Raw genomic sequence first — 22,918 nt, 5'->3', positions numbered from 1 at the left:
TTAAATTCCAGAATCCCTGTCTGCTCACGCAGATGGGGATTTTGTTTGTGCGCTCGAAAAATGTTCTTGATCCAAATTGCTGAATATTTGCGCTGAACCCCGCATGCGCTTAGTAATCAAATCCTCAGTCATAAGCCCAAGCGTGACTAAACTCACTTGCTTCTTAACGGATGTTATTACGCTCTGTGTCAGTGTCTTGAAGCGTGAGCAGGCCAGTAAATAACCGTTTTAGTCATTCGAGTAAGGCTTGATAGCGCTTGGCGAGACAGAGGTAAGTATGACTCGCAACATCCTCATTACGGGTGCTGCAGGGACCGGCACGACTACCTTGGCCAGAGCCTTGGCGCACGAATTGCGTGCGACACATCTGGAGGCCGATGATTTTTTGTGGCTACCCAGTAACCCGCCTTATCAACATCAGGTCGAAAAAGCGCAGCGGTGTGAGCGTTTACTTCATGAGATGCGCCGCGCAAGCCGGGCAGTTGTCGCTGGCTCGATAATGGGTTGGGGCTGCGCACTTGAGGACACTTTTGATCTCGTGGTGTTTCTATACCTCCCCGTTGACCTGCGCTTAGAACGACTAACGCTGCGGGAGGTGACGCGTTTCGGTCATGTAAAACCAGAGTTTTTAGCCTGGGCTGCCCAATATGACAACGGCGCTGCTCCTGGACGAAGTTTGGCCCGTCATCAGGACTGGCTTTCTAAACGTACTTGCCCTGTTATCAGGCTGGTAGGTGATATGTCCGTTACTGATCGGCTACATCTCACAAACGACGCTATTGATATCGCCAGCCGTAAGCCCCCCATTATTTGAAGGCATATTGAGCGCGTACGTACCGTGCGTTGCCCCCAGATGACTGGGCGATGTTAAGGTTCGCCTCCGGGTTTTTAATCTTCTCCAAAGGATGCCGATATGTCGGTTGCTACGCCCCTCAATGCGGGCTTTATGGTGGTTCACGGTAACCGGCTTGATGAACTGCGCAGCCTGGTCGTGAGCTGGATGCGCATGTATCCCTTGGCACCTTTGGAAAATGAAATAGCGCTGGTGCAGAGCAACGGGATCGCGCAATGGCTCAAGTTGGCCCTCGCAGAAGATGCTCAGGATGATGACTTGGGTGGTTGTGGCATAGCTGCTGCGATTGATGTCCAATTGCCCGGAACATTTTTGTGGCAACTCTATCGTCTGGTGCTGGGCAGCGAACAAATCCCTGCTAAGTCATTGCTCGACAAGGCTCCGTTAACCTGGCGCCTGATGCGCTTGTTACCGGCACTGATTGATCTGCCGCATTTTGAGCCGTTGCAGCGCTTTCTTACCCACGACACCGACCTGCGCAAACGCTATCAACTCTCAGAGCGGCTCGCGGATCTGTTCGACCAATATCAGGTTTACCGCGCGGACTGGCTGGAAGACTGGGCTGCTGGCCGCCATCAATTACGCAATGCACGGGGTGAAACGCCTGCCTTGAGCCCGGCCAACTGCTGGCAAGCCGAGTTGTGGCGTGCCCTGTTGCTGGACGTAGGGCAAGAGGGCATGGCCCAAAGTCGGGCGGGTGTTCATCAGCGTTTCATTGAAAAAATCAACAGCCTCGAACAAGCCCCTTCCGGCTTACCCGCCAGGGTGATTGTGTTCGGGATTTCTTCTCTGCCCGCGCAAGCGCTCGAAGCATTGGCAGGTCTCGCACGTTTCAGTCAGGTATTGCTATGTGTACACAACCCTTGCCGCCACCATTGGTCTGACATCGTTGCAGACAAAGATCTGCTGCGTCATCAGTACAAACGCCAAGCGCGCAAAGCGGGAATGCCTACAGTACTGGACGCGGATATCCTGCATCAGCACGCCCACCCGCTACTGGCTGCGTGGGGCAAGCAGGGGCGCGACTACATCAATCTGCTCGACAGTTTCGACGACCCCAACAGCTACCGTTCCGCGTTCCGGGATGGTCGGATTGACCTCTTCAGTGAAGTTGAACCGCGTAATCTACTTAACCAATTACAGGACGATATCCTTGAGCTTCGCCCGCTCAATGAAACACGCGAGTGCTGGCCTGCCATTGAGCTGGAGAAAGATCAGTCAATTCGTTTTCACGTTGCCCACAGCGCGCAACGTGAAGTCGAGATCCTTCACGATCAACTACTCGCACGATTCAGTGAGAATCCGGATTTACAGCCGCGGGATGTGATCGTGATGGTGCCGGATGTCGACAGCTATGCGCCGCACATTCGCGCGGTGTTCGGGCAGATCGAGCGTAATGACCGCCGCTTTATTCCTTTTACCTTGGCCGACCAGGGCCAGCGCGGGCGTGACCCTCTTCTGATCGCGATCGAGCACTTGCTCAAGTTGCCTGACAGTCGATTCCCGGTCAGCGAAATTCTAGACCTCTTGGACGTGCCGGCCTTACGTGCCCGATTCAACGTACAAGAGCGCGACTTGCCTACGTTGCACCGTTGGATTGAAGGCGCCGGCATTCGCTGGGGCTTGAATGCCGAACAGCGTGAAGGGCTGGGCCTGCCTGCGCACCTGGAGCAGAACAGTTGGCGTTTCGGATTGCGCCGTATGTTGCTCGGCTATGCCGTTGGCAGTGGCGAAGCCTGCGATGGTATTGAGCCTTACGATGAAATCGGTGGCCTTGATGCCGTCCTGATTGGCCCGCTGGTCGCCTTGCTGGATGCCCTTGAAATCGCCCATCAAGAACTCTCGCAGCCTGCTTTGCCGCAGCAGTGGGGCGAACGTCTGCAAGCCCTGATGCAGTTGTTTTTTCAGGCCGAGACTGAGCACGACGATTACCTGCTGGCCCAGCTCGAAGAGCTGCGCGAGAACTGGCTGGAAACCTGCGAACTTGTGGGTCTGGACGATGAGTTGCCGCTGACGGTCGTGCGCGAAGCGTGGCTGACCGGGCTGGACCAAGGCAAACTTTCGCAGCGCTTTCTTGCGGGCGCGGTCAACTTCTGCACCTTGATGCCGATGCGAGCCATTCCGTTCAAGCTCGTGTGCTTGCTGGGGATGAATGACGGTGACTACCCGCGTGCCCAACCGCCGCTGGACTTCGACTTGATGGGCAGCGATTACCGCCCCGGCGACCGTTCTCGCCGTGAAGACGACCGTTACCTGCTGCTTGAAGCGCTATTGTCCGCCCGCGATCAACTGTATATCAGCTGGGTAGGCCGCAGTATTCGCGACAACAGTGAGCGTCCGGCCTGCGTGCTCATCGGCCAGCTTCGTGACCACTTGGCCAGTGGCTGGACACTCTCAAGCGGTGCGGACCTGCTTGAAGCCATGACCCAAGAGCATCCGCTTCAACCCTTCAGTGCCCGATATTTCCACGAAGGTAATCCCCAGCTGTTCAGTTACGCCCGTGAATGGCAGCAACTCCATGAGGCACAACCCGAGCATGCGGCACCCGCGATGTTATCGGCCCATCACCAGGAAGAACCGGTCAACCTGACTCAGCTACAAGACTTTTTGCGTAATCCTGTACGTCACTTCTTTAGTCAGCGCCTGAAGGTTTACTTTGAGGCGGCAGAAGTGCCTTTGGCAGATGAGGAACCGTTCGTGCTTGATGCGCTGGAGCGTTACACCCTGAGCGACAGCTTGCTCGAAGCCGCGCTGGCACAACCCAATCAACTCGAACAAGCGTTGCATACCCGCGCCCTGCGGTTACAGGGCAGCGGTTTGTTGCCTATGGCCGGTTTTGGCGAGTCCTTGCAGCAGGAGTTGATCGAGCCACTGCCTGACGTGCTCCAGCGTTATCAGCAATTGTTGAGTCTTTGGCCGACGCCCTTGAACAGCGCCTTGCCGGTCAGCTTTGCAGAGCAAGGCCTGATCCTTGAGGGCTGGTTGAGTAATCTGCACCAACGTAGTGATAACGGCTTACTGTCCATCACGACGATTCCTAATAGCATCGGGGGCATTAAAACCCGTAAGTGGCATCGGTTGACCCGACCGTGGGTCAACCACTTAGTGGCCTGTGCCAGCGGGTTAGACATGTCCACGGCGTTGGTGGCCAGCGATGACACCTTGCTCCTTGCGCCGCTTGCACCCAAACAGGCAGGCGACATTCTCGCCAACCTGCTTCTAACGTGGAGAATTGGCATGGGGCGCCCGCTGCCTGTCGCCGTGAAAACAGCCTTTGCCTGGTTAGCCCAACCCGACGCTGCCAAAGCCGCTGCGGCTGCGCAAAAAGCCTATGAAGGGGACGGCCAGACCAGTGAAGGTGAGCGCCGGGAAAGCGCGGCGCTGTCTCGTCAGTTCCCTGACTTCGCTGCACTCATGGCCGGTGGGGAGTTTGAAGAGTGGTGTGACGCACTTTATCGGCCACTGTTCGAAGCGTCGTGGCGGTCCTTGACGGCCGAGGAGGCTCGCTAATGAATGCGCATGCACTTCCTTTGGCATTGTCCTTTCCGCTACGCGGCAGCCAACTCATTGAAGCCAGTGCTGGCACTGGCAAAACCTTCACCATTTCGGCGCTTTACCTGCGCCTGATTCTAGGGCACGGCTCGCAAGCAACAGGCTTTGGACGCGAACTCTTACCGCCACAAATACTGGTCGTCACCTTCACCGATGCCGCGACCAAAGAACTGCGCGATCGCATTCGTACACGTCTTGCTGAAGCAGCGCGTTTTTTTCGGGACGAAATTGAAGCCCCGGACACCTTGGTCGCACAACTGCGCGAAGCGTTCGAGATCGAGCAGTGGGCAGGTTGTGCCGGGCGTCTGGATATCGCAGCGCAATGGATGGACGAAGCGGCGGTTTCCACCATTCACAGTTGGTGTCAGCGCATGTTGCGTGAGCATGCTTTCGACAGCGGCAGTCTGTTCACGCAAACCCTCGAAACCGATCACAGCGACCTGCTGGGCGAAGTGCTACGCGATTACTGGCGTCTGTTCTGCTACCCGATGCAGGGCGATGCCTTGAATTGGGTGCGCTCAAACTGGAGCGGTCCCGCTGCTTTATTACCACGGGTCCGTGCCTTGTTTGGTAGCTCGCGAGCGGCTCAACACCCCGAGCAAACACCGGCCGAAATGATTGAGGCCTGTTTGCACGAACGCCGCCAGGCGCTGTTGCAGCTCAAAACCCCTTGGTTGCAATGGGCTCAAGAGTTACGTCAGATATGCTTGCAAGGCGTGGCTGATAAAGCTGTCGATGGCCGAAAAATGCAGGCGCGCTACTTTGAACCCTGGTTTGAAAAACTCAGCGCGTGGGCGGCGGATGAGTCACTGGAGCAGTTGGATCTGGGCACAGGTTTTACGCGCCTGACCCCGGACGGCATGGCCGAAGCCTGGAAAAAAGGCGCCCCCCCGCAGCACCCAGCCTTGGATGCCATGCACGACCTGAAAGCAGCGCTCGATGCGTTGCCAAGCCCCGATGCGGCGGTGCTGGAGCACGCTGCACATTGGGTGAGTACACGTTTTGAGGAGGAAAAGCGCCGTCGCGCCGAGATGGGCTTCGATGACATGCTCGTGAGGCTGGACACTGCCTTGCAAGCAGAGAGCGGTGAGCGTTTGGCGACCCTGATACGCGAACAATTTCCGGTAGCGCTGATTGATGAGTTTCAAGACACCGATCCTGTGCAGTACCGCATTTTTGAAACCATTTATCGCATCCAGGCCAACGACCCCGACACGGGTCTGTTCATGATCGGCGACCCCAAACAAGCCATCTACGCGTTTCGCGGCGCGGACATCTATACCTACTTGCGTGCTCGTCACGCCACCCGTGACCGGTTGCATACGCTGGACACCAACTTCCGTTCCAGCCATGCGATGGTCAGCGCGGTTAATCATGTGTTTGAACGTGCCGAACATCGAGACACCGGCCGAGGTGCGTTTCTATTTCGCGAAGGGTCTGAAAACCCTGTGCCCTTTGTTTCAGTTAAATCCCAAGGCCGCAAAGAAGTCCTACAGCTTGATGGCCAGCCCGTCCCGGCTATGAACCTCTGGCAACTGCCCGCCGAGCAACCCCTCAGCGGAGCGGTTTACCGCCAGCAACTGGCGGCTGTGTGTGCCAGCCAAATTGTAGAGCTGCTCAACGGCGGCCAGCAGGGACGCTGTGGTTTTGCCAAAGACGGTGAAGCCTTGCGCGGCGTCTTGCCCGCCGACATCGCCATCTTGGTGCGCGATGGTAAAGAAGCTCAGGCGGTACGGCGTGAATTATCGACCCGTGGCGTGCGAAGCGTGTACCTGTCAGATAAGGATTCAGTCTACGCAGCTCAGGAAGCACATGATGTGCTGGCATGGCTCAAAGCCTGCGCCGAGCCTGACGTCGAACGGCCGCTGCGGGCCGGGCTGGCTTGCATCACGCTGGACTTGCCATTGATCGAACTGGAGCGTCTGAATGAGGACGAACTGGCGTGGGAATCGCGAGTCATGCAGTTCCGCGGCTACCGGGACATCTGGCGCAAGCAAGGCGTACTGGCCATGCTGCGCCGCTTGCTGCACGACTTCCAATTGCCTCAAGCGTTGATGACCCGCACGGAGGGCGAGCGAATACTGACCAACGTTTTACACCTGTCCGAGTTGCTGCAACAAGCGGCCGGCGAACTGGACGGCGAACAGGCGCTGATTCGGCACTTGGCCGAGCATTTGGCGTTGTCGGGCCAGGCCGGTGAAGAACAAATTCTGCGACTCGAAAGCGACGAGCAATTGGTCAAGGTAGTGACCATTCACAAGTCCAAGGGGCTGGAATACCCGTTGGTGTTCCTGCCCTTTATCTGCTCGACCAAGCCTGTGGATGGCAGCCGTCTGCCACTGCATTTTCACGATGCCGCAGGCCACGCACAGGTCAGTTTGAAACCGACACCTGAATTGATCACTCAAGCCGACGATGAACGCCTGGCTGAAGATTTGCGCTTGCTCTACGTGGCACTCACCCGCGCACAACATGCCTGCTGGCTGGGCGTGGCTGACCTGAAACGAGGCAACAACAACCGCTCGGTGTTACACGCTTCAGCCCTGGGCTATTTGCTCGGCGGGGGTGCCCTGTTGACCGAATCGCCAGGGCTGGAGCGCTGGCTTGCGGACTTGCAACACGATTGCCCGGCGATTCACTGCCAAGCCGCTCCGCCCCCCAGCGAAGCCCACTTTTACCCGCCACACAATTCGGCCACGTTGCTCAAACCGCTGACTCCGACACGCCGTGCAGCTGAAAACTGGTGGATTGCTTCCTACAGTGCTTTACGCATTGGTGACAGCCTCAGCGCTGGCGAAGCGCCGGAAAGTGCCTTGGCACAAAAGCTGTCAGATGACGAGCGCTTGGACCCTGATGCACCGCGCGATGTGTTGCTCAGCGGCGGTGATATCCACCGTTTCCCCCGTGGGCCAAATCCTGGGACGTTCTTGCATGGCTTGCTTGAGTGGGCGGGCAGTGAGGGTTTCAAGGCGCAACCCGCGGCTATCGAAGATGCTGTCGCACGGCGTTGTAATCGGCGTGGCTGGGAAGGCTGGATCGACACCCTGAGCGAGTGGTTGGTGCATCTGCAAGATGAACCGCTGCGTCTGAACAATGGCCAACCGGCTGTCGTCCTTAGCCAGCTGACGCAGTATCAGATTGAAATGGAGTTTTGGTTTGCCAGCCACAACGTCGACGTGCTGCAACTCGATCAACTGGTGCGTCAGCACACGCATGGCGGGGCTGCGCGCGCAGGGGCCGAGCCGAGCCTGCTTAATGGCATGTTCAAAGGTTTTATCGACCTGACTTTCGAACACGAAGGGCGCTATTACGTGGCTGATTACAAATCCAACTGGTTGGGCGCAGACGATACGGCTTACACCGAAGAGGCCATGACGGCCTCCATTCTGGACAACCGTTACGACCTGCAATACGTGCTGTACCTGTTGGCCTTGCACCGCCAGCTCAAGGCGCGGTTGGCAGATTACGACTACGACCAACACATGGGCGGTGCGTTATATCTGTTTTTACGTGGTACGCGTTCACAAGGGCAGGGCGTATTTTTTACGCGACCACCCAGAATTCTGATTGAAAGCCTGGACCTGATGTTCCAGGGCAAGCCTGGGCCAATACCGGCGGCCCCCGCGTGGGAACAGGGAGTGTTGTTATGAATCGCTCGTTTGCCGAACTGTTACCCACGCCGTTGACGGCCGAGAGCCTGGCGCAACTGCAACCTCTGGATCGCGCCGCAGATTTGCTGCTGTTGCTTGAACGCTGGGTGGAGCGCGGCTGGCTGCGCGCGCTGGATAAAGCGTTTGTCGCTTTTCTTCACGAGCGGGCGCCGCAGGGCGATCCGCTGGTACTGCTGGCAGCGGCGTTGACCAGCCATCAGTTGGGCCATGGCCACGTGTGTCTTGACCTGTTTGAAACCCTTAAAGCGCCTGACTTTGCACTGTCTTTGCCGCCTGAGGGGGACGTGCAAACCGGCGCCATGCTGTTGCCCTCGCAACTGCTGGAAGCGTTGGAGGGCGACGCATGGTGCACGGCATTGCAGGCCAGTCCACTGGTTGAGCACGCGGGCTTCTCGACGGCCGATGCCGCCAGTCGCCCCTTGGTGCTGAGCGAACGGCGTTTGTATTTGCGGCGTTATTGGGCGTACGAGCGACGAATCGACAGCGCCTTGCGCCAACGTCTGACCACGGTGGAGGTTACCCCGGCTGATTTGCCTGCACGTCTGAACAACTTATTCGGCAGCCCCAAAGCGAATGCGCCGATAGATTGGCAAAAGCTGGCATGTGCCTTGGCCACGCGTGGCGCATTCAGCATCGTAACGGGCGGGCCGGGTACCGGTAAAACCACCACCGTGGTGCGTTTGCTCGCGCTGTTACAAGCACCGGCTGTTGAAGCCGGTGCGCCGCTGCGTATTCGCCTTGCCGCACCCACGGGCAAAGCGGCCGCACGTTTGACCGAATCCATCAGCCTTCAGGTCAAATCTCTGGAAGTGGACGACACGCTACGGCAAAAAATCCCCAGTGATGTGACCACCGTTCACCGCCTGCTCGGCAGCCGACCGGGGACACGGCATTTTCGCCATCACGCGGGCAATCGCTTGCCGCTGGACGTACTGGTCGTCGACGAAGCCTCGATGATCGACCTCGAAATGATGGCAAACCTGCTCGATGCGCTGCCTGATCACGCGCGCCTGGTGTTATTGGGCGACAAGGACCAGTTGGCCTCGGTTGAAGCCGGTGCGGTACTCGGTGATCTGTGTCGCGACGCTGAAGCAGGCTGGTACAGCCCCTCTACCCGAGCATGGCTGGAGCAGATCAGCGGCGAACACCTGGCGGGCAGTGGCTTGCAAACGGACACCGAGGGTTCGCATCCCTTGGCCCAACAAGTGGTGATGCTGCGTCACTCGCGGCGTTTTGGTGAAGGCAGCGGCATCGGGCAGCTCTCCCGTCTGGTCAACCAGCAGCAGGCTCAAGAGGCCCGCGCGTTACTGGCCTCTGGGGAGTATGCGGACCTGTCTGCGTGGCCACTGAGTGGCGAGCAAGACAAACGCTTTGAACGTTTGGTGCTTGAGGGCTGCGGGGACGAAGCCAAAGGTTATCGGCATTACCTGAATGTCTTGCGCGAGCAACGCCCTGTGGCAGGTGCGCCCCTCGAAGACCCTTGCTGGGCGGCATGGGCGGGCACCGTACTGAACGCATTCGAAGGGTTTCAAGTGCTCTGCGCCGTGCGAAAAGGCCCGTGGGGTGTGGAGGGTTTGAACGAGCGCATTACGCGCGCGTTGTTTGCCCGCCAACTGATAGACAGCGACCAGCAGTGGTATGAAGGGCGCCCGGTGCTGATGACCCGTAACGACTACGGGCTGGGTCTGATGAACGGCGACATAGGCATCGCCCTCAAACTCCCTGAGCGCGAAGGGCACGATGAGCGTCAGGTTTTACGCGTGGCGTTCGCGCGCAACGATGGTCAGGGAGGTATCCGTTTTGTGCTGCCAAGCCGTCTGAATGATGTTGAAACGGTGTACGCCATGACCGTGCATAAGTCTCAAGGCTCGGAGTTTTCTCATACCGCTTTGGTACTGCCCGAGGCGCTCAACCCGGTGTTGACCAAAGAGCTGATTTACACCGGCATCACGCGGGCCAAGCACTGGTTCAGCCTGGTAGAACCCCGTGCGGGCGTGTTTGAAGGCGCGGTGTTGCGCAAGGTCAAACGCCTGAGTGGCTTGATGCTGGGGTTAGGTTAAGTCGGGCAAGCGAAACGACGGCAGGGCGGGTGCCATAACGTGACGTGTATCACAGCCTATACAAGGGCTGTGCTATCGTTGCGGCATCATTCCTACAAAGATCACAGAGAATTCCTGCATGGATGTGGCTGCCTCGTCTTCCGAGCAGCGTGGTGGTGTGCGGCGATGGCTGCTTTCACTCTGCTTGTTTCTGTTGAGCACTCCCTGCTTTGCCCAACCTGAAACCCCGATCAGTTTGGCTGAACAGCGTGCCAAGGCCGTGACGCAAGTGGTACTCGGCATACTGAGCTACGCACGCTGGCCGATTGAACCCGCTCAATTGCAACTGTGTGTGGTCGGCCCCACCGAATACACCGATGACCTGCTCAAAGGCGCCACGCAATCCAGTGGCAGGCAGGTGTTCGTCCGCCGTTTGTTGGTGAACAATCCGACCATAGCCGACGACTGTAATGCGCTGTATTTGGGAAAGCTCTCAGACGAAGAGCGCAGCAGCCTGTTCAATGCACTTGCGGGGCATGCGGTGCTGAGCATCAGTGAGGGCGGCGATCAATGCACGGTCGGCACGCTGTTCTGCTTGCGTGTGGCCGATGAGCAAGTGTCCTTTGAAGTGAACCTCGACTCCGTCGCCCGCAGCGGCGTGCGCATTCATCCCAGCGTGTTGCAGTTGTCGCGCCGCAGGGCGGCACAACCATGATCGCGCTCAATAACACCAAGCACCGACGCAGCTTGCGCTCTGTACTTAGCCGTGGGCATTTGGGGTTGGCGATGGTGGCGGTGACGATGGCCAGCGTGTCGTTGACCATCCTGGGCGTGATTGCACTGAAGGTGTACGCCGACCACAACTTGCACCTGATCGGGCGCTCGATCAACTACACCGTCGAAGCCGCAGTGGTGTTCGATGACAGTGCGGCAGCCACCGAAGCACTGGCCCTGATTGCGTCCACCGAGGCGGTGGCCGAGGCCAAAGTGTTTACCGCCGATGGTGAGCTGCTGGCGCAATGGAAGCGTCCGGAAACAGACCTGCTGTCTAAAGTCGAAATGCTGCTGGCCAACAGTTTGCTCGCACAGCCCGTCACTCTGCCGATCCTGCATCAGGGGCAAGAAGTGGGCACCGTCACGCTCAGGGGCCACGGCGCCAACATGCTGCGGTTCTTGATCAGCGGCCTGCTCGGCATCCTGGTGTGCACGGTGTTGAGCGCCTGGAGTGCATTGTTTTTGTCCCGGCGCTTGCTCAATGGCATTACGGGGCCACTTCGTCAGTTGGCCGATGTTGCTCACGCGGCGCGCCGTGAACGGGCCTTCGACCGACGTGTACCTGCGGCCAACATCAAAGAGTTGAATAATCTGGGCAATGACTTCAATGCGCTGCTTGATGAGTTGGAGTCCTGGCAGAGCCACTTGAAGCATGAGAACGAAACCCTGGCGCATCAGGCCAGTCATGACTCGCTGACCGACCTGCCCAACCGCGCCTATTTTGAAGCACGGTTGGCGCGCACATTACGTGCTCTGAGCAAGGCCAACGAAAAAGCCGCTGTGCTGTTTCTCGACAGTGATCGTTTCAAAGGTATCAACGATACCTATGGCCATGCCGCAGGTGACGCTGTATTGGTGGCCGTGGCCACGCGTATCCGCGCCCAATTGCGTGAAGAAGACCTGGTGGCGCGTTTGGGCGGTGATGAGTTCGCAATCCTGCTGACGCCGCTGCACAAGACCGAAGACGCCGAACGTATCGCTGACAAGATCATTGCCAGCATGTTGGCGCCGATTGTTTTGCCCGATCAGACGCAGGTGGTGACCTCGCTCAGTATCGGCGTTGCGGTTTACCCCGAACATGGTGCCACCCCGGACTCCCTGCTCAATGCCGCCGATACCGCGATGTACCAGGCCAAGCGGATGGACCGGGGCGGCCAACACCTTGCGCAAGTGCAGCAGCTTGCGTCCCCCGCAAATACAAGGAGCTAGACACCTATGCGTGCTTTTACCCAGCGTTACTTACAGTTTTTTGGCTTCACCCTGTTGCTGGCGACGCTGGCATTGAGCGGTTGCCAGACGGCCCCGCAAAAAGGCCTGAGCCCGGCGCAAATCGCTGTGCTCAAACAGCAGGGTTTTGAGTTGACTGACGAAGGCTGGGCGTTTGGTTTGTCGGGTAAAGTGCTGTTTGGCAGCGACCTTGAAGTGCTGAACGCGCAAAGCCAGGAAATCGTTGAGCGCATTGGCACTGCGCTGCTGGCGGTGGACATCCAGCGCGTGCGCGTAGATGGACACACCGATGCTTCGGGACAGGAAGCCTACAACGAACAGCTGTCTGTGCGCCGTGCCAACAGTGTGGTCAAAGCGCTGACAAAGGTCGGCATGCGTCCTGAAAATATCCAGGTGCGTGGCCTGGGCAGTCGTGAACCTGTGGCTTCGAACAAAACCCGCGCCGGGCGCACCGAAAACCGCCGGGTCGCGATTGTCGTCATCGCCGACTAAACCCCATGTTTCGCGCACGTAAAAACGGTAGCCGCTGACGAGTAATGCGAGGCGGCGTCCGGGCGCGTAGCGGCCGTAAAGTGATTCAAAGCGGAGCGGCTGATACGCCGCAGTCACCCGCTATACGACCGCTGCGCGGCCGATTGAGCCGCGTGCCCTCGGTCCGTCTCAATCGGCAAACTTTAACTCCCGCGTTTCGCCCAGCAGCAACGGGCCGTTAAGCTCCGTCACCTCGCGGATGTAATCCCACAGCAAGGTGATGCGTTTCAACTTCCTCAAGTCCTCGCGGCAGTACATCCAGAACTGCCGCGTGAGGTTGATTTCGTTCGGCAATACCGGCAGTAAACGTGGATCTTGCGCCGCCAAAAAGCACGGCAGGATGGCCAATGAGCGCCCTTGCTGTGCGGCGACGTATTGCGCGATCACGCTGGTGCTGCGCAGGTTGGCGCTGGCGCCGGGCAGCACATTGGCCAGGTACAGCAACTCGGAGCTGAACGCCAGATCGTCGACGTAACTGATAAACGGATGCTCGGCCAGGTCTGAGGCCCGCACAATCGGTGGATGTGCGTCGAGGTATTGCTGCGTCGCGAACAGTTGCAATCGGTAGTCACACAATTTGCAGCACACGTACGGCCCATGTTCCGGGCGCTCCAGCGCAATCACGATATCGGCCTCGCGCTTGGACAGGCTGATGAAGTGCGGCAGCGGCAGGATATCCACCGAAATCGCCGGGTAGGTGTCCACAAAATGGCTGAGCTGCGGCGTGATAAAGAAACTGCCAAAACCCTCGGTGCACCCCATCCGCACATGCCCCGACAACGCCACGCCCGAGCCTGAAACCTGCTCGCACGCCATGTGCAGCGTGCTCTCGATGGACTCGGCATACCCCAGCAAACGCTGGCCTTCGTTGGTTAACGTGAAGCCATTGGTGCGCGACTTCTCAAACAACAAGGTGCCGAGTGCGGCTTCCAGCGAACTGATGCGTCGAGACACTGTGGTGTAGTCCACCGCCAGTCGCTTGGCGGCGGTGCTGGCTTTACGGGTACGGGCCACTTCGAGAAAAAACTTCAAGTCATCCCAGTTCAATGCGCTTAACGATGTGATGTTTTTTTGCATGTTAGACCGGCTTTTATGTGCGTTCTTATTAGAAGAACGCACACCTATACTCCAAAAACAGTCCCGCGACCAACCCGGCGCCCGCTCCCATAAGAATAATTTCGGAGACTTTCATGACGGCTTCTACCCCGTATCAAAACGCCCGCCTGCTGATTGATGGTGAGTGGATCGAGTCGCAGACCACCGAGTGGCACGACATCGTCAACCCGGCCACTCAGCAAGTATTGGCCAAAGTGCCGTTTGCCACCGCCAGTGAAGTGAACGCAGCGATTGAAGCGGCCCAGCGCGCCTTCCAGACCTGGAAGCTGACGCCGATTGGCGCGCGCATGCGCATCATGCTCAAGCTGCAAGCACTGATTCGTGAACACTCCAAGCGCATTGCCGCCGTCCTGAGCGCCGAACAAGGCAAAACCATTGCCGACGCCGAGGGCGATATTTTCCGTGGGCTGGAGGTGGTTGAGCACGCGTGCTCCATCGGCACCCTGCAAATGGGCGAATTCGCTGAAAACGTTGCGGGCGGGGTGGACACCTACACACTGCGCCAGCCAATTGGTGTGTGCGCAGGCATCACGCCCTTCAACTTCCCGGCCATGATCCCGCTGTGGATGTTCCCGATGGCGATAGCCTGCGGCAACACCTTCGTGCTCAAACCGTCGGAGCAGGACCCGCTGTCGACCTTGATGCTGGTAGAGCTGGCGCTCGAAGCCGGGGTGCCGCCGGGTGTGCTCAACGTGGTTCATGGCGGCAAGGACGTGGTCGATGCGCTGTGCACCCACGCCGATATCAAGGCCGTGTCGTTTGTCGGCTCAACCGCCGTCGGCACCCACGTGTATGACTTGGCCGGTCGTCATGGCAAACGTGTGCAATCAATGATGGGCGCCAAGAACCACGCCGTGGTGCTGCCCGACGCCAACCGCCAACAAACCCTCAATGCACTGGTGGGTGCCGGTTTTGGCGCAGCCGGTCAGCGCTGCATGGCCACCTCTGTGGTGGTGTTGGTGGGCGCGGCCAAGCAATGGCTGCCAGACCTCAAGGCGCTGGCGCAAAAACTCAAGGTCAACGCGGGCAGCGAGGCGGGCACCGACATTGGCCCGGTGATCTCCAAGCGTGCGAAAGAGCGCGTGCTGGGGCTGATTGAGAGCGGTATCAAAGAAGGCGCCACGCTGGAACTCGATGGTCGCAACGTCAGCGTGCCGGGTTTCGAGCAAGGCAACTTTGTTGGCCCGACCCTGTTTTCGGGCGTAACCACCGACATGCAGATCTATACCCAGGAAATCTTTGGCCCTGTGTTGGTGGTGCTAGAGGTCGATACGCTTGAGCAGGCCATCGCGCTGGTCAACGCCAATCCCTTCGGTAACGGCACCGGTTTGTTTACCCAAAGCGGTGCGGCGGCACGTAAGTTTCAGAGCGAAATCGACGTCGGGCAGGTCGGTATAAACATTCCGATCCCGGTGCCGGTGCCGTTCTTCAGCTTCACCGGTTCGCGAGGTTCCAAGCTGGGGGATCTGGGGCCGTACGGCAAACAAGTCGTGCAGTTCTACACCCAGACCAAGACCGTCACCAGTCGTTGGTTCGACGATGACAGCGTGAATGATGGCGTTAACACCACCATCAATCTTCGTTGAGGAGCGCGTCATGAAAATTGCATTTATAGGCTTGGGCAACATGGGCGCACCGATGGCGCGCAACCTGCTGAAAGCCGGGCATTCGTTGAATGTGTTTGATTTGAACCCTGCTGTTCTGGCCGAGCTTGCTGCCCAAGGCGGTCATATCAGCGCCTCACCGCGTGCAGCGGCGCAAGGTGCTGAACTGGTGATCACGATGCTGCCGGCAGCCGCGCATGTGCGCAGCGTATGGCTGGGCGACGAGGGCGTTTTGGCGGGCATAGGCGAGGGTGTTCCAGCAGTGGATTGCAGCACCATCGACCCGCAAACCGCGCGCGATGTGGCAGCCGCAGCGGCCAAACAAGGTGTGCACATGGCCGATGCGCCGGTGTCTGGCGGCACCGGTGGCGCTCAGGCGGGTACGTTGACCTTTATGGTCGGCGCGCAGCAGGCGCTGTTCGACACCTTGCACCCGGTACTCGCTCAGATGGGGCGCAACATCGTCCATTGCGGGGATGTGGGCACCGGCCAAGTGGCTAAAATCTGTAACAACCTGCTGCTGGGCATCTCAATGGTGGGTGTCAGTGAAGCCATGGCATTGGGCGCGGCGCTGGGCATCGACACGCAGGTGCTGGCCGGGGTGATCAATAGCTCGACGGGCCGCTGCTGGAGCTCTGAAGTCTATAACCCGTGGCCGGGCATCGTGGAGACGGCCCCTGCATCGCGTGGTTACACCGGCGGTTTTGGTGCCGACTTGATGCTTAAGGATCTGGGGTTGGCCACCGAGGCGGCACGTCAGGCGCACCAGCCCGTGGTGCTGGGCGCCGTGGCTCAGCAGTTGTATCAGGCCATGAGTTTGCACGGCGAAGGCGGCAAAGATTTCTCGGCCATCATCAATAGCTATCGCAAGCCTGAATAAGGACTTTTCCGGGAACCCGCGTCGGGCGGGCTTCCCGGTTTTTTGCGTCGAATAAAAAACCCCGGAACTCAACGAGCGCCGGGGTTTTTGTGTGTCTGAGGCACGTTTAACGCAGAGTGGCCAATGGCTTGCCGGTGCGCAGACGCAGCAGGTAGAAGACATAAATGATCAGCAGCCAAACCGGGATCGCATACACCGAGGCGCGAACGTCGGGGATCATCCAGATTACGGCGACGATCACGGCCATGAAGATCAGGCACACGATGTTGCTCAATGGCGACCAAAAGGCTTTGAACGAAGGCACCACGCCTTGCGCGGCCATCGCTTTACGAAACTTGATATGGGTGAGGCTGATAAGTGCCCAGTTGATCATCAGTGACGCAACCGCCAGCGAAAACAGCAACTCCAGCGCCTTGTGCGGTGCCACATAGTTCACTACTACGCACAGCATCGTCACCAGCGCCGACACGCCCAGTGCCCGCAACGGCACGCCGTTTTTGGTCAGTTTTATCAGCGCTTTGGGCGCATCGCCCTGTTTGGCCAGGCCAAAGAGCATGCGGCTGTTGCAGTACACGCCGCTGTTGTAGACCGACAGTGCTGCGGTCAACACCACAAAGTTGAGGATTTGCGCTGCGGTGTTACTGCCGATCAACGCGAATATCTGCACAAACGGGCTGCCGCTGTAAGCATCGCCGGATGCACCCAGGGTCACCAGCAGTTGATCCCACGGGTACAGCGCCAGCAGCACGGTCAGCGCGCCAACGTAGAAAATCAGCACCCGGTAAACCACCTGGTTGATGGCCTTGGGGATGACTTTTTTCGGTTCGCTGGCTTCGGCGGCAGTGATGCCCACCAGCTCCAGCCCGCCGAACGAAAACATGATGAACGCCATTGCCATCAACAGGCCGGTGCCACCGTTGGGAAAGAAGCCGCCGTGGCTCCACAGATTGCTGATCGACGCTTGCGGGCCGCCGGTGCCGCTGAACAACAGATAGCACCCGAGGATGATCATGCCGACAATCGCCACCACCTTGATGATGGCAAACCAGAATTCCATTTCGCCGAAGACTTTCACGTTCAAGGTATTGATCAGGTTGACCAACACAAAGAACACCACCGCGCTGACCCAGGTCGGCACTTCAGGCCACCAGAACTGGATGTATTTGCCCACAGCGGTCAGTTCGGCCATGCCCACCAGTACGTACAACGCCCAGTAGTTCCAGCCCGACAAAAAACCGGCGTAACCGCCCCAATACTTGTGCGCAAAGTGACTGAACGAGCCTGCGACCGGTTCTTCGACGATCATTTCGCCCAGCTGGCGCATGATCAAAAACGCGATAAACCCGGCAATCGCATAGCCAAGGATCATCGACGGTCCGGCCGATTTGAGTACGCCCGCCGAGCCGAGAAACAGCCCTGTGCCAATGGCGCCGCCCAAAGCAATCAGCTGGATATGGCGATTTTTCAAGCCGCGCTTGAGTGTGATGGGGGGAGCGTTGTGGTCAGCCATCAGGTGCCCTGTTCGTTGTTGTTTTCGGCGCGCAAAGAAAATCAGGCCGGGTGTCAGCCAGCCATCTGCACAATGAAGTGCGCGATAGTACCCCCGGTAAAAATGCAGGCATACCGTTGTGCGGGTTTTCGGGCCAATTCTTACTGGATTACAGATCCGATAACGCCTTCAGGAGTGCCTGCGCATAGGCGGGTAAGTGCGCAAACGAGCGGGCACACAGCAGCAGCTTGCGAGCGGCCCAGGGCTCGTTCAGTTCAACCACTTTAAAGGTGCGCGGTGCTTGCCAGCGCTCGATAGTGGCGCGCGGCACAATCCCCAGTCCGGCGCCGCGGGCGACCATGCGCAATACACCGTCAAAACCTTCGGCCCGAATACGCGTCTGCATGCGATAACCGCAGTGCAGTGCTTGTTCTTCCAGGTACACCGCCAGTGCGCTGTGGGCCGCCAAGCCGACATACGCGTGGCTCAGCGTGGCCGTGAAACTCAGCCCGTGTTGCTGCGCCAAGGGATGGTCGAGCGGGATCACCAGCATCAGTGGGTCATCGCGAAACGCCAGGGTTTGCAGGTCTTGGGTGTCGACGGCGTCAGAAATGATCCCGATGTCGCCAGCGTCCTGACGCAGCGCGTGGGTGATGCGCAAGCTGGTCAACTCTTGCTGATCGACACTGATGTGAGGGTGTTGGTGCACAAAATCGGCCAGCAGTTCGGGCAAGTATTCAGTGAGTGCGGCGGTATTGCACAGCAAACGCACGCGGCCTTTGAAGCCTTGGGCGTACTCGCTCAAATCATGGTTCATGCGCTCGACCTGTTGCAGCAGCAACCGGGCATGTTGCGCCAGTGCCTGACCGGCGGGCGTGGGGCTGATTCCGCGTCGGCTGCGCTGCAATAATTCAACGCCTAGCGAGGCCTCGATTGCCCTGATTCGCGCGCTGGCGGCGGGCAGCGATAAATGACTGAGGCTGGCGCCCGCAGTGATGTTGCCTGCCTGCACGATGTTCACAAACAGGCGTAGATCAATCAGGTCGACGTGCATCACGGGTGTCCTGTTTCTTGTCGGCGCAGCCTTCGGTCAGTGTCTGCCTATCGCTGGACAATAGGCTACCTCTAGCAATTGCGCATTTTCAGCGGGTATCGGGTGGCTCAGCATACGCCCATGAAAACATTAATCGAGTTTTACCAAACGCTGGGCTGGGCCTTGTCATTGCTGGTGATGGTCACCTTTTTACTGGCGGGCACGGTCAAAGGCATGATCGGTCTGGGCTTGCCAACGGTCGCGATGGGGATGCTGGGTTTGGCTATTGCACCGCCACAGGCTGCGGCGTTACTGATCATCCCGTCGCTTGTGACCAATACTTGGCAATTGGCCGCAGGCGGGGAGTTGCGGGGGCTGATCAAGCGCTTGTGGCCGATGCAGGTGGGCATTTTCGCGGGCACTGGCTTCGGCATGCTGTGGCTCAGCGTCGATGGCGGCAGCGGGGTGGTCCGGGCCTTGGGCGCAGCGTTACTGCTGTATGCGCTCAGCGGATTGCTGTTGCCTGCCTTGCGCGTGCCGCTCGCCCATGAAGCTTGGCTTGGGCCGCTCTGCGGGGTAGTCACGGGCCTTATCACCTCGGCCACCGGCGTGTTTGTGATCCCGGCCGTGCCATATTTGCAAGCATTGGGGCTGAGTAAGAATCAGCTGGTGCAAGCCTTGGGATTGTCCTTTAGCGTCTCCACATTGGCTCTGGCTGCCGGGCTTTATGGGCGCGGCGGCCTGGGAGGCGGTGAGCTGACTGCGTCGTTGCTGGCGCTGTTGCCTGCCATGGCGGGCATGTGGCTGGGGCAATGCCTGCGTCAACGCGTGAGTGCCACGCTGTTCAAGCGGGTGTTCTTTATCGGCATGGCGCTGTTGGGCACCCACCTGTTGATCAGCGGTTAGCGCAAGACGGGCTGAGCATGTCGATCATGCGCACTTCAAAGTCGCGGGCGAGGTAGTCCATGCGGGTCTCGAAAAACTGCTTCATGTGGGGCAGGTTTTCGTGCACGGCGAGGTGTTCGCGTGATTGCCAGATCTCGTAAAAGATGAACAGGCTCGGGTCTTGCTGATCGCGCAGCATGTGGTATTCGATGCAGCCCGGTTCAAGGCGACTTGGCGCAACATATGAGCGAAACAGCGCTTCAAAGTCGTCGGATTTCTCGGGTTTGGTGTAGGCGTGCAGAATAAATCCGTGCAATGAACTCATCAGGTTGGCTCCTCTCATCAGTGGTTTTAAAAGGCTACGGCAACAATCGAGCTGGTATTCGTGCTTTTAGAGCAAATGTCATTTGCTCAGGCACGGGTGTTTCCTAAAGGAGAGGCTCGATAGTGTGGCGGTCACTTTTAAACGTTTAACACCCAACGCCGCTCAACAGCGCAGAGGGTTAATTCCTGACGAGGCTGATGATGAAAAAAATACTCCTGCTTAACGGCGCTAAAAAATTTGCGCATTCGGACGGTCGTTACAACCTGACCATGCATGACACGGCGCTGGCGTTTTTTGATCGCCACGGCTTTGAAGTCAAAGTGACCCATATCGACGAAGGCTACGACGTGGCCGAAGAAGTGCAGAAGTTTCTGTGGGCTGACGTGATCATTTATCAGATGCCGGGCTGGTGGATGGGCGCGCCCTGGATCGTTAAAAAATACATCGACGAAGTGTTCACCGAAGGCCACGGCAGCCTCTACGCCAGCGACGGCCGTACCCGTTCCGACGCCTCCCAGCGTTACGGCAGCGGCGGTTTGGTACATGGCAAAAAATACATGTTGTCCCTGACCTGGAACGCGCCACAGCAAGCATTTGACGATCCGGCTGATTTCTTTGAAGGCAAAGGCGTCGATGCGGTGTACTTCCCGTTTCACAAAGCCAACGAATTTTTGGGCATGAGCGCCTTGCCGACCTTCCTCTGTGTTGACGTGATGAAGCGCCCGCAGCCTGAGGTGGATGCCGCACGCTACGAGCAGCATTTGACTGAAGTGTTTGCTTCCTGATCGCTGCCCGGGCACGAGGCTGCGATCGGGTGTTGCCACGCGTAGGGGTGGCACCTGGAAATAAAGCCCGCATCCTCGAGCGGCTCGCCAGCGACTACAATCATTGGCTATCCAATGAGGGGGCGATGTGAAAGCCAGATCTGATGAGCTGCAAACCTTTGTGTCGGTGATTGAGTGCGGCTCCATTTCGGCTGCTGCCGAGCAGGCCGGGCAAACGCCTTCGGCCGTCAGCCGTACGCTGTCGCGGCTCGAAGCCAAGCTTGAGACCACGCTGATCAACCGCACCACGCGGCGCATGGACCTGACCGAGGAGGGCAAGTTCTTCTTCGAACAGGCCAAGCTGATTCTTGAGCAGATGGATGAACTGGAAGAGCGGCTGATTTCGCACCAGCGCACGCCTTCGGGGCGTTTGCGCATCAATGCGGCTTCGCCCTTCATGCTGCACGCCATCGTGCCGTACATCCGCGAATTCCGGGCGCTGTACCCGGACATTCAGTTGGAGCTAAACAGCAACGATCTGATCATCGACCTGCTGGAACAAAGCACCGACATCGCCATTCGCATCGGCACGCTGGCCGACTCCACCCTGCATGCCCGTTCATTGGGTTGCAGCCCGCTGAACATCCTCGCCAGCCCTGAGTACATCGCAGCTCATGGTGCACCTCGCAGCGTTGCAGACCTGGCGCATCACACCTTGATCGGCTTCACTCAGAACGAGGGCCTGAACCAATGGCCACTGCGTTATGCCCAGGGCGACCGCTGGCCGATCCAGCCACACATCAGCGCTTCCAGTGGCGAAACAGTGCGCCATCTGGCGCTGCAAGGGCAGGGCATTGCGTGCCTGTCGCATTTCATGACGCATGAAGACATCAACGCCGGACGCTTAGAGGTGGTGTTGAGTGAATTCAACAGTGGCTACCGTCAGCCGATTCACGCTGTGTACTACCGCAACTCGCAATTGGCGCTGCGCATTCAATGCTTTCTGGACTTTATCCAGACCAAACTCGCGAGCTATGCAGCCCCTTACTTCAAAAGCTAAAGCCAGCACCTGATTCGTGATCTGTGCGCAAGATTGAATTGGCCCGCGGCGCCTTTTTCGCCCGTCCTGGCTCTTTGATACTGGCGCCATCACTTATTCAATCGGGAGTTTCTCCATGAAGGTTTTTGTCACAGGCGCAGCGGGTTTCATTGGTGGCTCGATTGCCACTGCGTTGGTTAAAGCAGGGCATCAAGTCACGGGGCTGGTACGCAGCACCGATCAAGAACAGGCCATGCTGGCGCTGGGTATCACCCCGGTGCTGGGCGCGCTTGATGACAGCGCGTTGCTCGCTCGGCAGGCCCAGCAGGCCGATGCGGTGATCAACGCCGCCAGCAGTGACCACCGGGGTGCGGTTCAAGCCTTGCTCGATGCGTTACGCGGCAGCGGCAAAGTGTTTTTGCACACCAGCGGCTCCAGCATCGTGGGCGATGCGTCGGGCGGCAAAGCCAGCGACGTGATCTATTACGAAGGGCAGTTGCCCGAACCCACCGTGGACAAGGCTGCACGGGTCGCGATTGACAACCTGGTGCTGGCGGCGGCCCACGACAACGTGCGCTCGGCGGTGATCTGCAACACCTTGATTTACGGCCACAGCCTGGGCGTGAAGCGCGACAGCGTGCAATTGCCGCGCTTGCTTAAACAGGCGCGTAAAAGCGGGATCGTGCGCCACGTAGGCACCGGGCAAAATATTTGGTCCAACGTGCACATCGAAGACGTGGTGGCCTTGTACTTGTTGGCGCTTACGAAAAATCCGGCCGGTACGTTCTACTTTGTCGAGAGCGGCGAAGCGGCGTTTGCCGACATGAGCGACGCCATCGCCCAAACGTTGGGTCTGGGTCAGGCCCACGACTGGCCATTGGCTGACGCTGAAGCCGAATGGGGCTATGAAATGGCCAACTACGGGTTGGGTTCCAACAGCCGGGTGCGCGGTAAAAATGCCCGTGAGCTGCTGGGTTGGGTGCCTGAACGCACCAGCGTCGTGCAATGGATCAAACACGACATGCTTTGACACCTATTGCGTGTCACCGCTGGCGCAGGCCGCGCAGCCTGCGCCAGCATCAGTGGTTGTGTGGGCGTTCGCGCATTTTTTATTTTGTGGTTTGAAAACGGTTCTG

Annotated in this window: 17 protein-coding genes; 13 read left to right on the top strand and 4 right to left on the bottom strand. The window is 58.5% G+C overall.

Annotation, left to right across the window (positions count from 1 at the left end):
* Positions 1–277 precede the first annotated feature (277 nt).
* From AP059_RS07585 to AP059_RS07555, 7 genes are all read left to right on the top strand, one after another.
* On the top strand, positions 278–814 hold the full coding sequence (locus AP059_RS07585; protein WP_059762668.1) for an AAA family ATPase: 537 nt from the start codon (positions 278–280) through the stop codon (positions 812–814).
* Positions 815–913: 99 nt separating this feature from the next.
* Positions 914–4,363 (top strand): exodeoxyribonuclease V subunit gamma, encoded by a 3,450-nt coding sequence (recC, locus tag AP059_RS07580; RefSeq protein ID WP_059762666.1) that lies wholly within the window; start codon positions 914–916, stop codon positions 4,361–4,363.
* On the top strand, positions 4,363–8,055 hold the full coding sequence (gene recB / locus AP059_RS07575; protein ID WP_059762665.1) for an exodeoxyribonuclease V subunit beta: 3,693 nt from the start codon (positions 4,363–4,365) through the stop codon (positions 8,053–8,055). The genes recC and recB overlap by 1 nt, the downstream gene beginning before the upstream one ends.
* Positions 8,052–10,136, top strand: a complete 2,085-nt coding sequence (gene recD / locus AP059_RS07570; RefSeq protein ID WP_059762664.1) for an exodeoxyribonuclease V subunit alpha — start codon at positions 8,052–8,054, stop codon at positions 10,134–10,136. The genes recB and recD overlap by 4 nt, the downstream gene beginning before the upstream one ends.
* Before the next feature lie 118 nt (positions 10,137–10,254).
* Positions 10,255–10,830, top strand: coding sequence for a YfiR family protein (locus AP059_RS07565; protein ID WP_059762663.1), 576 nt, complete (start codon positions 10,255–10,257; stop codon positions 10,828–10,830).
* Positions 10,827–12,098 (top strand): diguanylate cyclase domain-containing protein, encoded by a 1,272-nt coding sequence (locus AP059_RS07560; RefSeq protein WP_059762661.1) that lies wholly within the window; start codon positions 10,827–10,829, stop codon positions 12,096–12,098. The genes AP059_RS07565 and AP059_RS07560 overlap by 4 nt, the downstream gene beginning before the upstream one ends.
* Positions 12,099–12,104: 6 nt before the next feature.
* Entirely contained in the window at positions 12,105–12,608 is a 504-nt protein-coding gene (locus AP059_RS07555; protein WP_048365927.1) for an OmpA family protein, read from the top strand.
* Between the two features lie 168 nt (positions 12,609–12,776).
* On the opposite strand, the gene AP059_RS07550 is transcribed toward AP059_RS07555, so the two are convergent.
* Complete coding sequence (locus tag AP059_RS07550) at positions 12,777–13,724, bottom strand: LysR family transcriptional regulator (protein ID WP_059762659.1); 948 nt, start codon at positions 13,722–13,724, stop codon at positions 12,777–12,779.
* 113 nt (positions 13,725–13,837) lie between these two features.
* On the opposite strand from AP059_RS07550, the gene AP059_RS07545 reads away from it, so the two are divergent.
* Positions 13,838–15,349, top strand: coding sequence for a CoA-acylating methylmalonate-semialdehyde dehydrogenase (locus AP059_RS07545; RefSeq protein ID WP_059762657.1), 1,512 nt, complete (start codon positions 13,838–13,840; stop codon positions 15,347–15,349).
* A 10-nt stretch (positions 15,350–15,359) separates the two neighbouring features.
* Positions 15,360–16,247, top strand: a complete 888-nt coding sequence (mmsB, locus tag AP059_RS07540) for a 3-hydroxyisobutyrate dehydrogenase (RefSeq protein WP_059762655.1) — start codon at positions 15,360–15,362, stop codon at positions 16,245–16,247.
* 106 nt (positions 16,248–16,353) lie between these two features.
* Here mmsB and AP059_RS07535 read toward each other — a convergent pair whose 3' ends face one another.
* Together AP059_RS07535 and AP059_RS07530 are read right to left on the bottom strand one after the other, a co-directional pair.
* Positions 16,354–17,757 (bottom strand): amino acid permease, encoded by a 1,404-nt coding sequence (locus tag AP059_RS07535; protein WP_059762653.1) that lies wholly within the window; start codon positions 17,755–17,757, stop codon positions 16,354–16,356.
* A 148-nt stretch (positions 17,758–17,905) separates the two neighbouring features.
* On the bottom strand, positions 17,906–18,790 hold the full coding sequence (locus tag AP059_RS07530) for a LysR substrate-binding domain-containing protein (protein WP_059762650.1): 885 nt from the start codon (positions 18,788–18,790) through the stop codon (positions 17,906–17,908).
* Positions 18,791–18,910: 120 nt separating this feature from the next.
* Here AP059_RS07530 and AP059_RS07525 point away from each other — a divergent pair, with 120 nt between their 5' ends.
* Entirely contained in the window at positions 18,911–19,675 is a 765-nt protein-coding gene (locus AP059_RS07525; protein WP_059762648.1) for a sulfite exporter TauE/SafE family protein, read from the top strand.
* Here AP059_RS07525 and AP059_RS07520 read toward each other — a convergent pair.
* Positions 19,665–19,979 carry a putative quinol monooxygenase gene (locus AP059_RS07520; protein ID WP_059762646.1) on the bottom strand — a complete coding sequence of 105 codons (315 nt, stop codon included), beginning with the start codon at positions 19,977–19,979 and terminating at the stop codon, positions 19,665–19,667. The two genes, AP059_RS07525 and AP059_RS07520, sit on opposite strands and share 11 nt — an antisense overlap.
* Before the next feature lie 200 nt (positions 19,980–20,179).
* On the opposite strand from AP059_RS07520, the gene AP059_RS07515 reads away from it, so the two are divergent.
* From AP059_RS07515 to AP059_RS07505, 3 genes are all read left to right on the top strand, one after another.
* A complete protein-coding gene (locus tag AP059_RS07515) occupies positions 20,180–20,764 on the top strand; it encodes an NAD(P)H-dependent oxidoreductase (protein WP_059762644.1) in 585 nt (194 codons plus the stop codon).
* 127 nt (positions 20,765–20,891) lie between these two features.
* Positions 20,892–21,803, top strand: coding sequence for a LysR family transcriptional regulator (locus AP059_RS07510; RefSeq protein WP_048365943.1), 912 nt, complete (start codon positions 20,892–20,894; stop codon positions 21,801–21,803).
* 115 nt (positions 21,804–21,918) lie between these two features.
* Positions 21,919–22,812, top strand: coding sequence for an NAD-dependent epimerase/dehydratase family protein (locus AP059_RS07505; protein WP_048365944.1), 894 nt, complete (start codon positions 21,919–21,921; stop codon positions 22,810–22,812).
* The last annotated feature ends 106 nt before the right edge of the window (positions 22,813–22,918 follow it).

It is taken from the genome of Pseudomonas sp. TAA207 (genome assembly GCF_001529285.1).
GTDB lineage: Bacteria > Pseudomonadota > Gammaproteobacteria > Pseudomonadales > Pseudomonadaceae > Aquipseudomonas > Aquipseudomonas weihenstephanensis.
This window is presented reverse-complemented; position numbering and strand designations above follow the sequence as displayed.

What these genes read in the sequence shown, in the direction of transcription:
- mmsB (WP_059762655.1), top strand. Translation starts at nt 15,360, where the DNA reads ATGAAAATTGCATTTATAGGCTTGGGCAACATGGGCGCACCGATGGCG.
- AP059_RS07505 (WP_048365944.1), top strand. Translation starts at nt 21,919, where the DNA reads ATGAAGGTTTTTGTCACAGGCGCAGCGGGTTTCATTGGTGGCTCGATT.
- recD (WP_059762664.1), top strand. Translation starts at nt 8,052, where the DNA reads ATGAATCGCTCGTTTGCCGAACTGTTACCCACGCCGTTGACGGCCGAG.
- AP059_RS07515 (WP_059762644.1), top strand. Translation starts at nt 20,180, where the DNA reads ATGAAAAAAATACTCCTGCTTAACGGCGCTAAAAAATTTGCGCATTCG.
- AP059_RS07520 (WP_059762646.1), bottom strand. Translation starts at nt 19,979, where the DNA reads ATGAGTTCATTGCACGGATTTATTCTGCACGCCTACACCAAACCCGAG.
- AP059_RS07535 (WP_059762653.1), bottom strand. Translation starts at nt 17,757, where the DNA reads ATGGCTGACCACAACGCTCCCCCCATCACACTCAAGCGCGGCTTGAAA.
- AP059_RS07530 (WP_059762650.1), bottom strand. Translation starts at nt 18,790, where the DNA reads ATGCACGTCGACCTGATTGATCTACGCCTGTTTGTGAACATCGTGCAG.
- recB (WP_059762665.1), top strand. Translation starts at nt 4,363, where the DNA reads ATGAATGCGCATGCACTTCCTTTGGCATTGTCCTTTCCGCTACGCGGC.
- AP059_RS07560 (WP_059762661.1), top strand. Translation starts at nt 10,827, where the DNA reads ATGATCGCGCTCAATAACACCAAGCACCGACGCAGCTTGCGCTCTGTA.
- recC (WP_059762666.1), top strand. Translation starts at nt 914, where the DNA reads ATGTCGGTTGCTACGCCCCTCAATGCGGGCTTTATGGTGGTTCACGGT.
- AP059_RS07555 (WP_048365927.1), top strand. Translation starts at nt 12,105, where the DNA reads ATGCGTGCTTTTACCCAGCGTTACTTACAGTTTTTTGGCTTCACCCTG.
- AP059_RS07565 (WP_059762663.1), top strand. Translation starts at nt 10,255, where the DNA reads ATGGATGTGGCTGCCTCGTCTTCCGAGCAGCGTGGTGGTGTGCGGCGA.
- AP059_RS07550 (WP_059762659.1), bottom strand. Translation starts at nt 13,724, where the DNA reads ATGCAAAAAAACATCACATCGTTAAGCGCATTGAACTGGGATGACTTG.
- AP059_RS07525 (WP_059762648.1), top strand. Translation starts at nt 18,911, where the DNA reads ATGAAAACATTAATCGAGTTTTACCAAACGCTGGGCTGGGCCTTGTCA.
- AP059_RS07545 (WP_059762657.1), top strand. Translation starts at nt 13,838, where the DNA reads ATGACGGCTTCTACCCCGTATCAAAACGCCCGCCTGCTGATTGATGGT.
- AP059_RS07585 (WP_059762668.1), top strand. Translation starts at nt 278, where the DNA reads ATGACTCGCAACATCCTCATTACGGGTGCTGCAGGGACCGGCACGACT.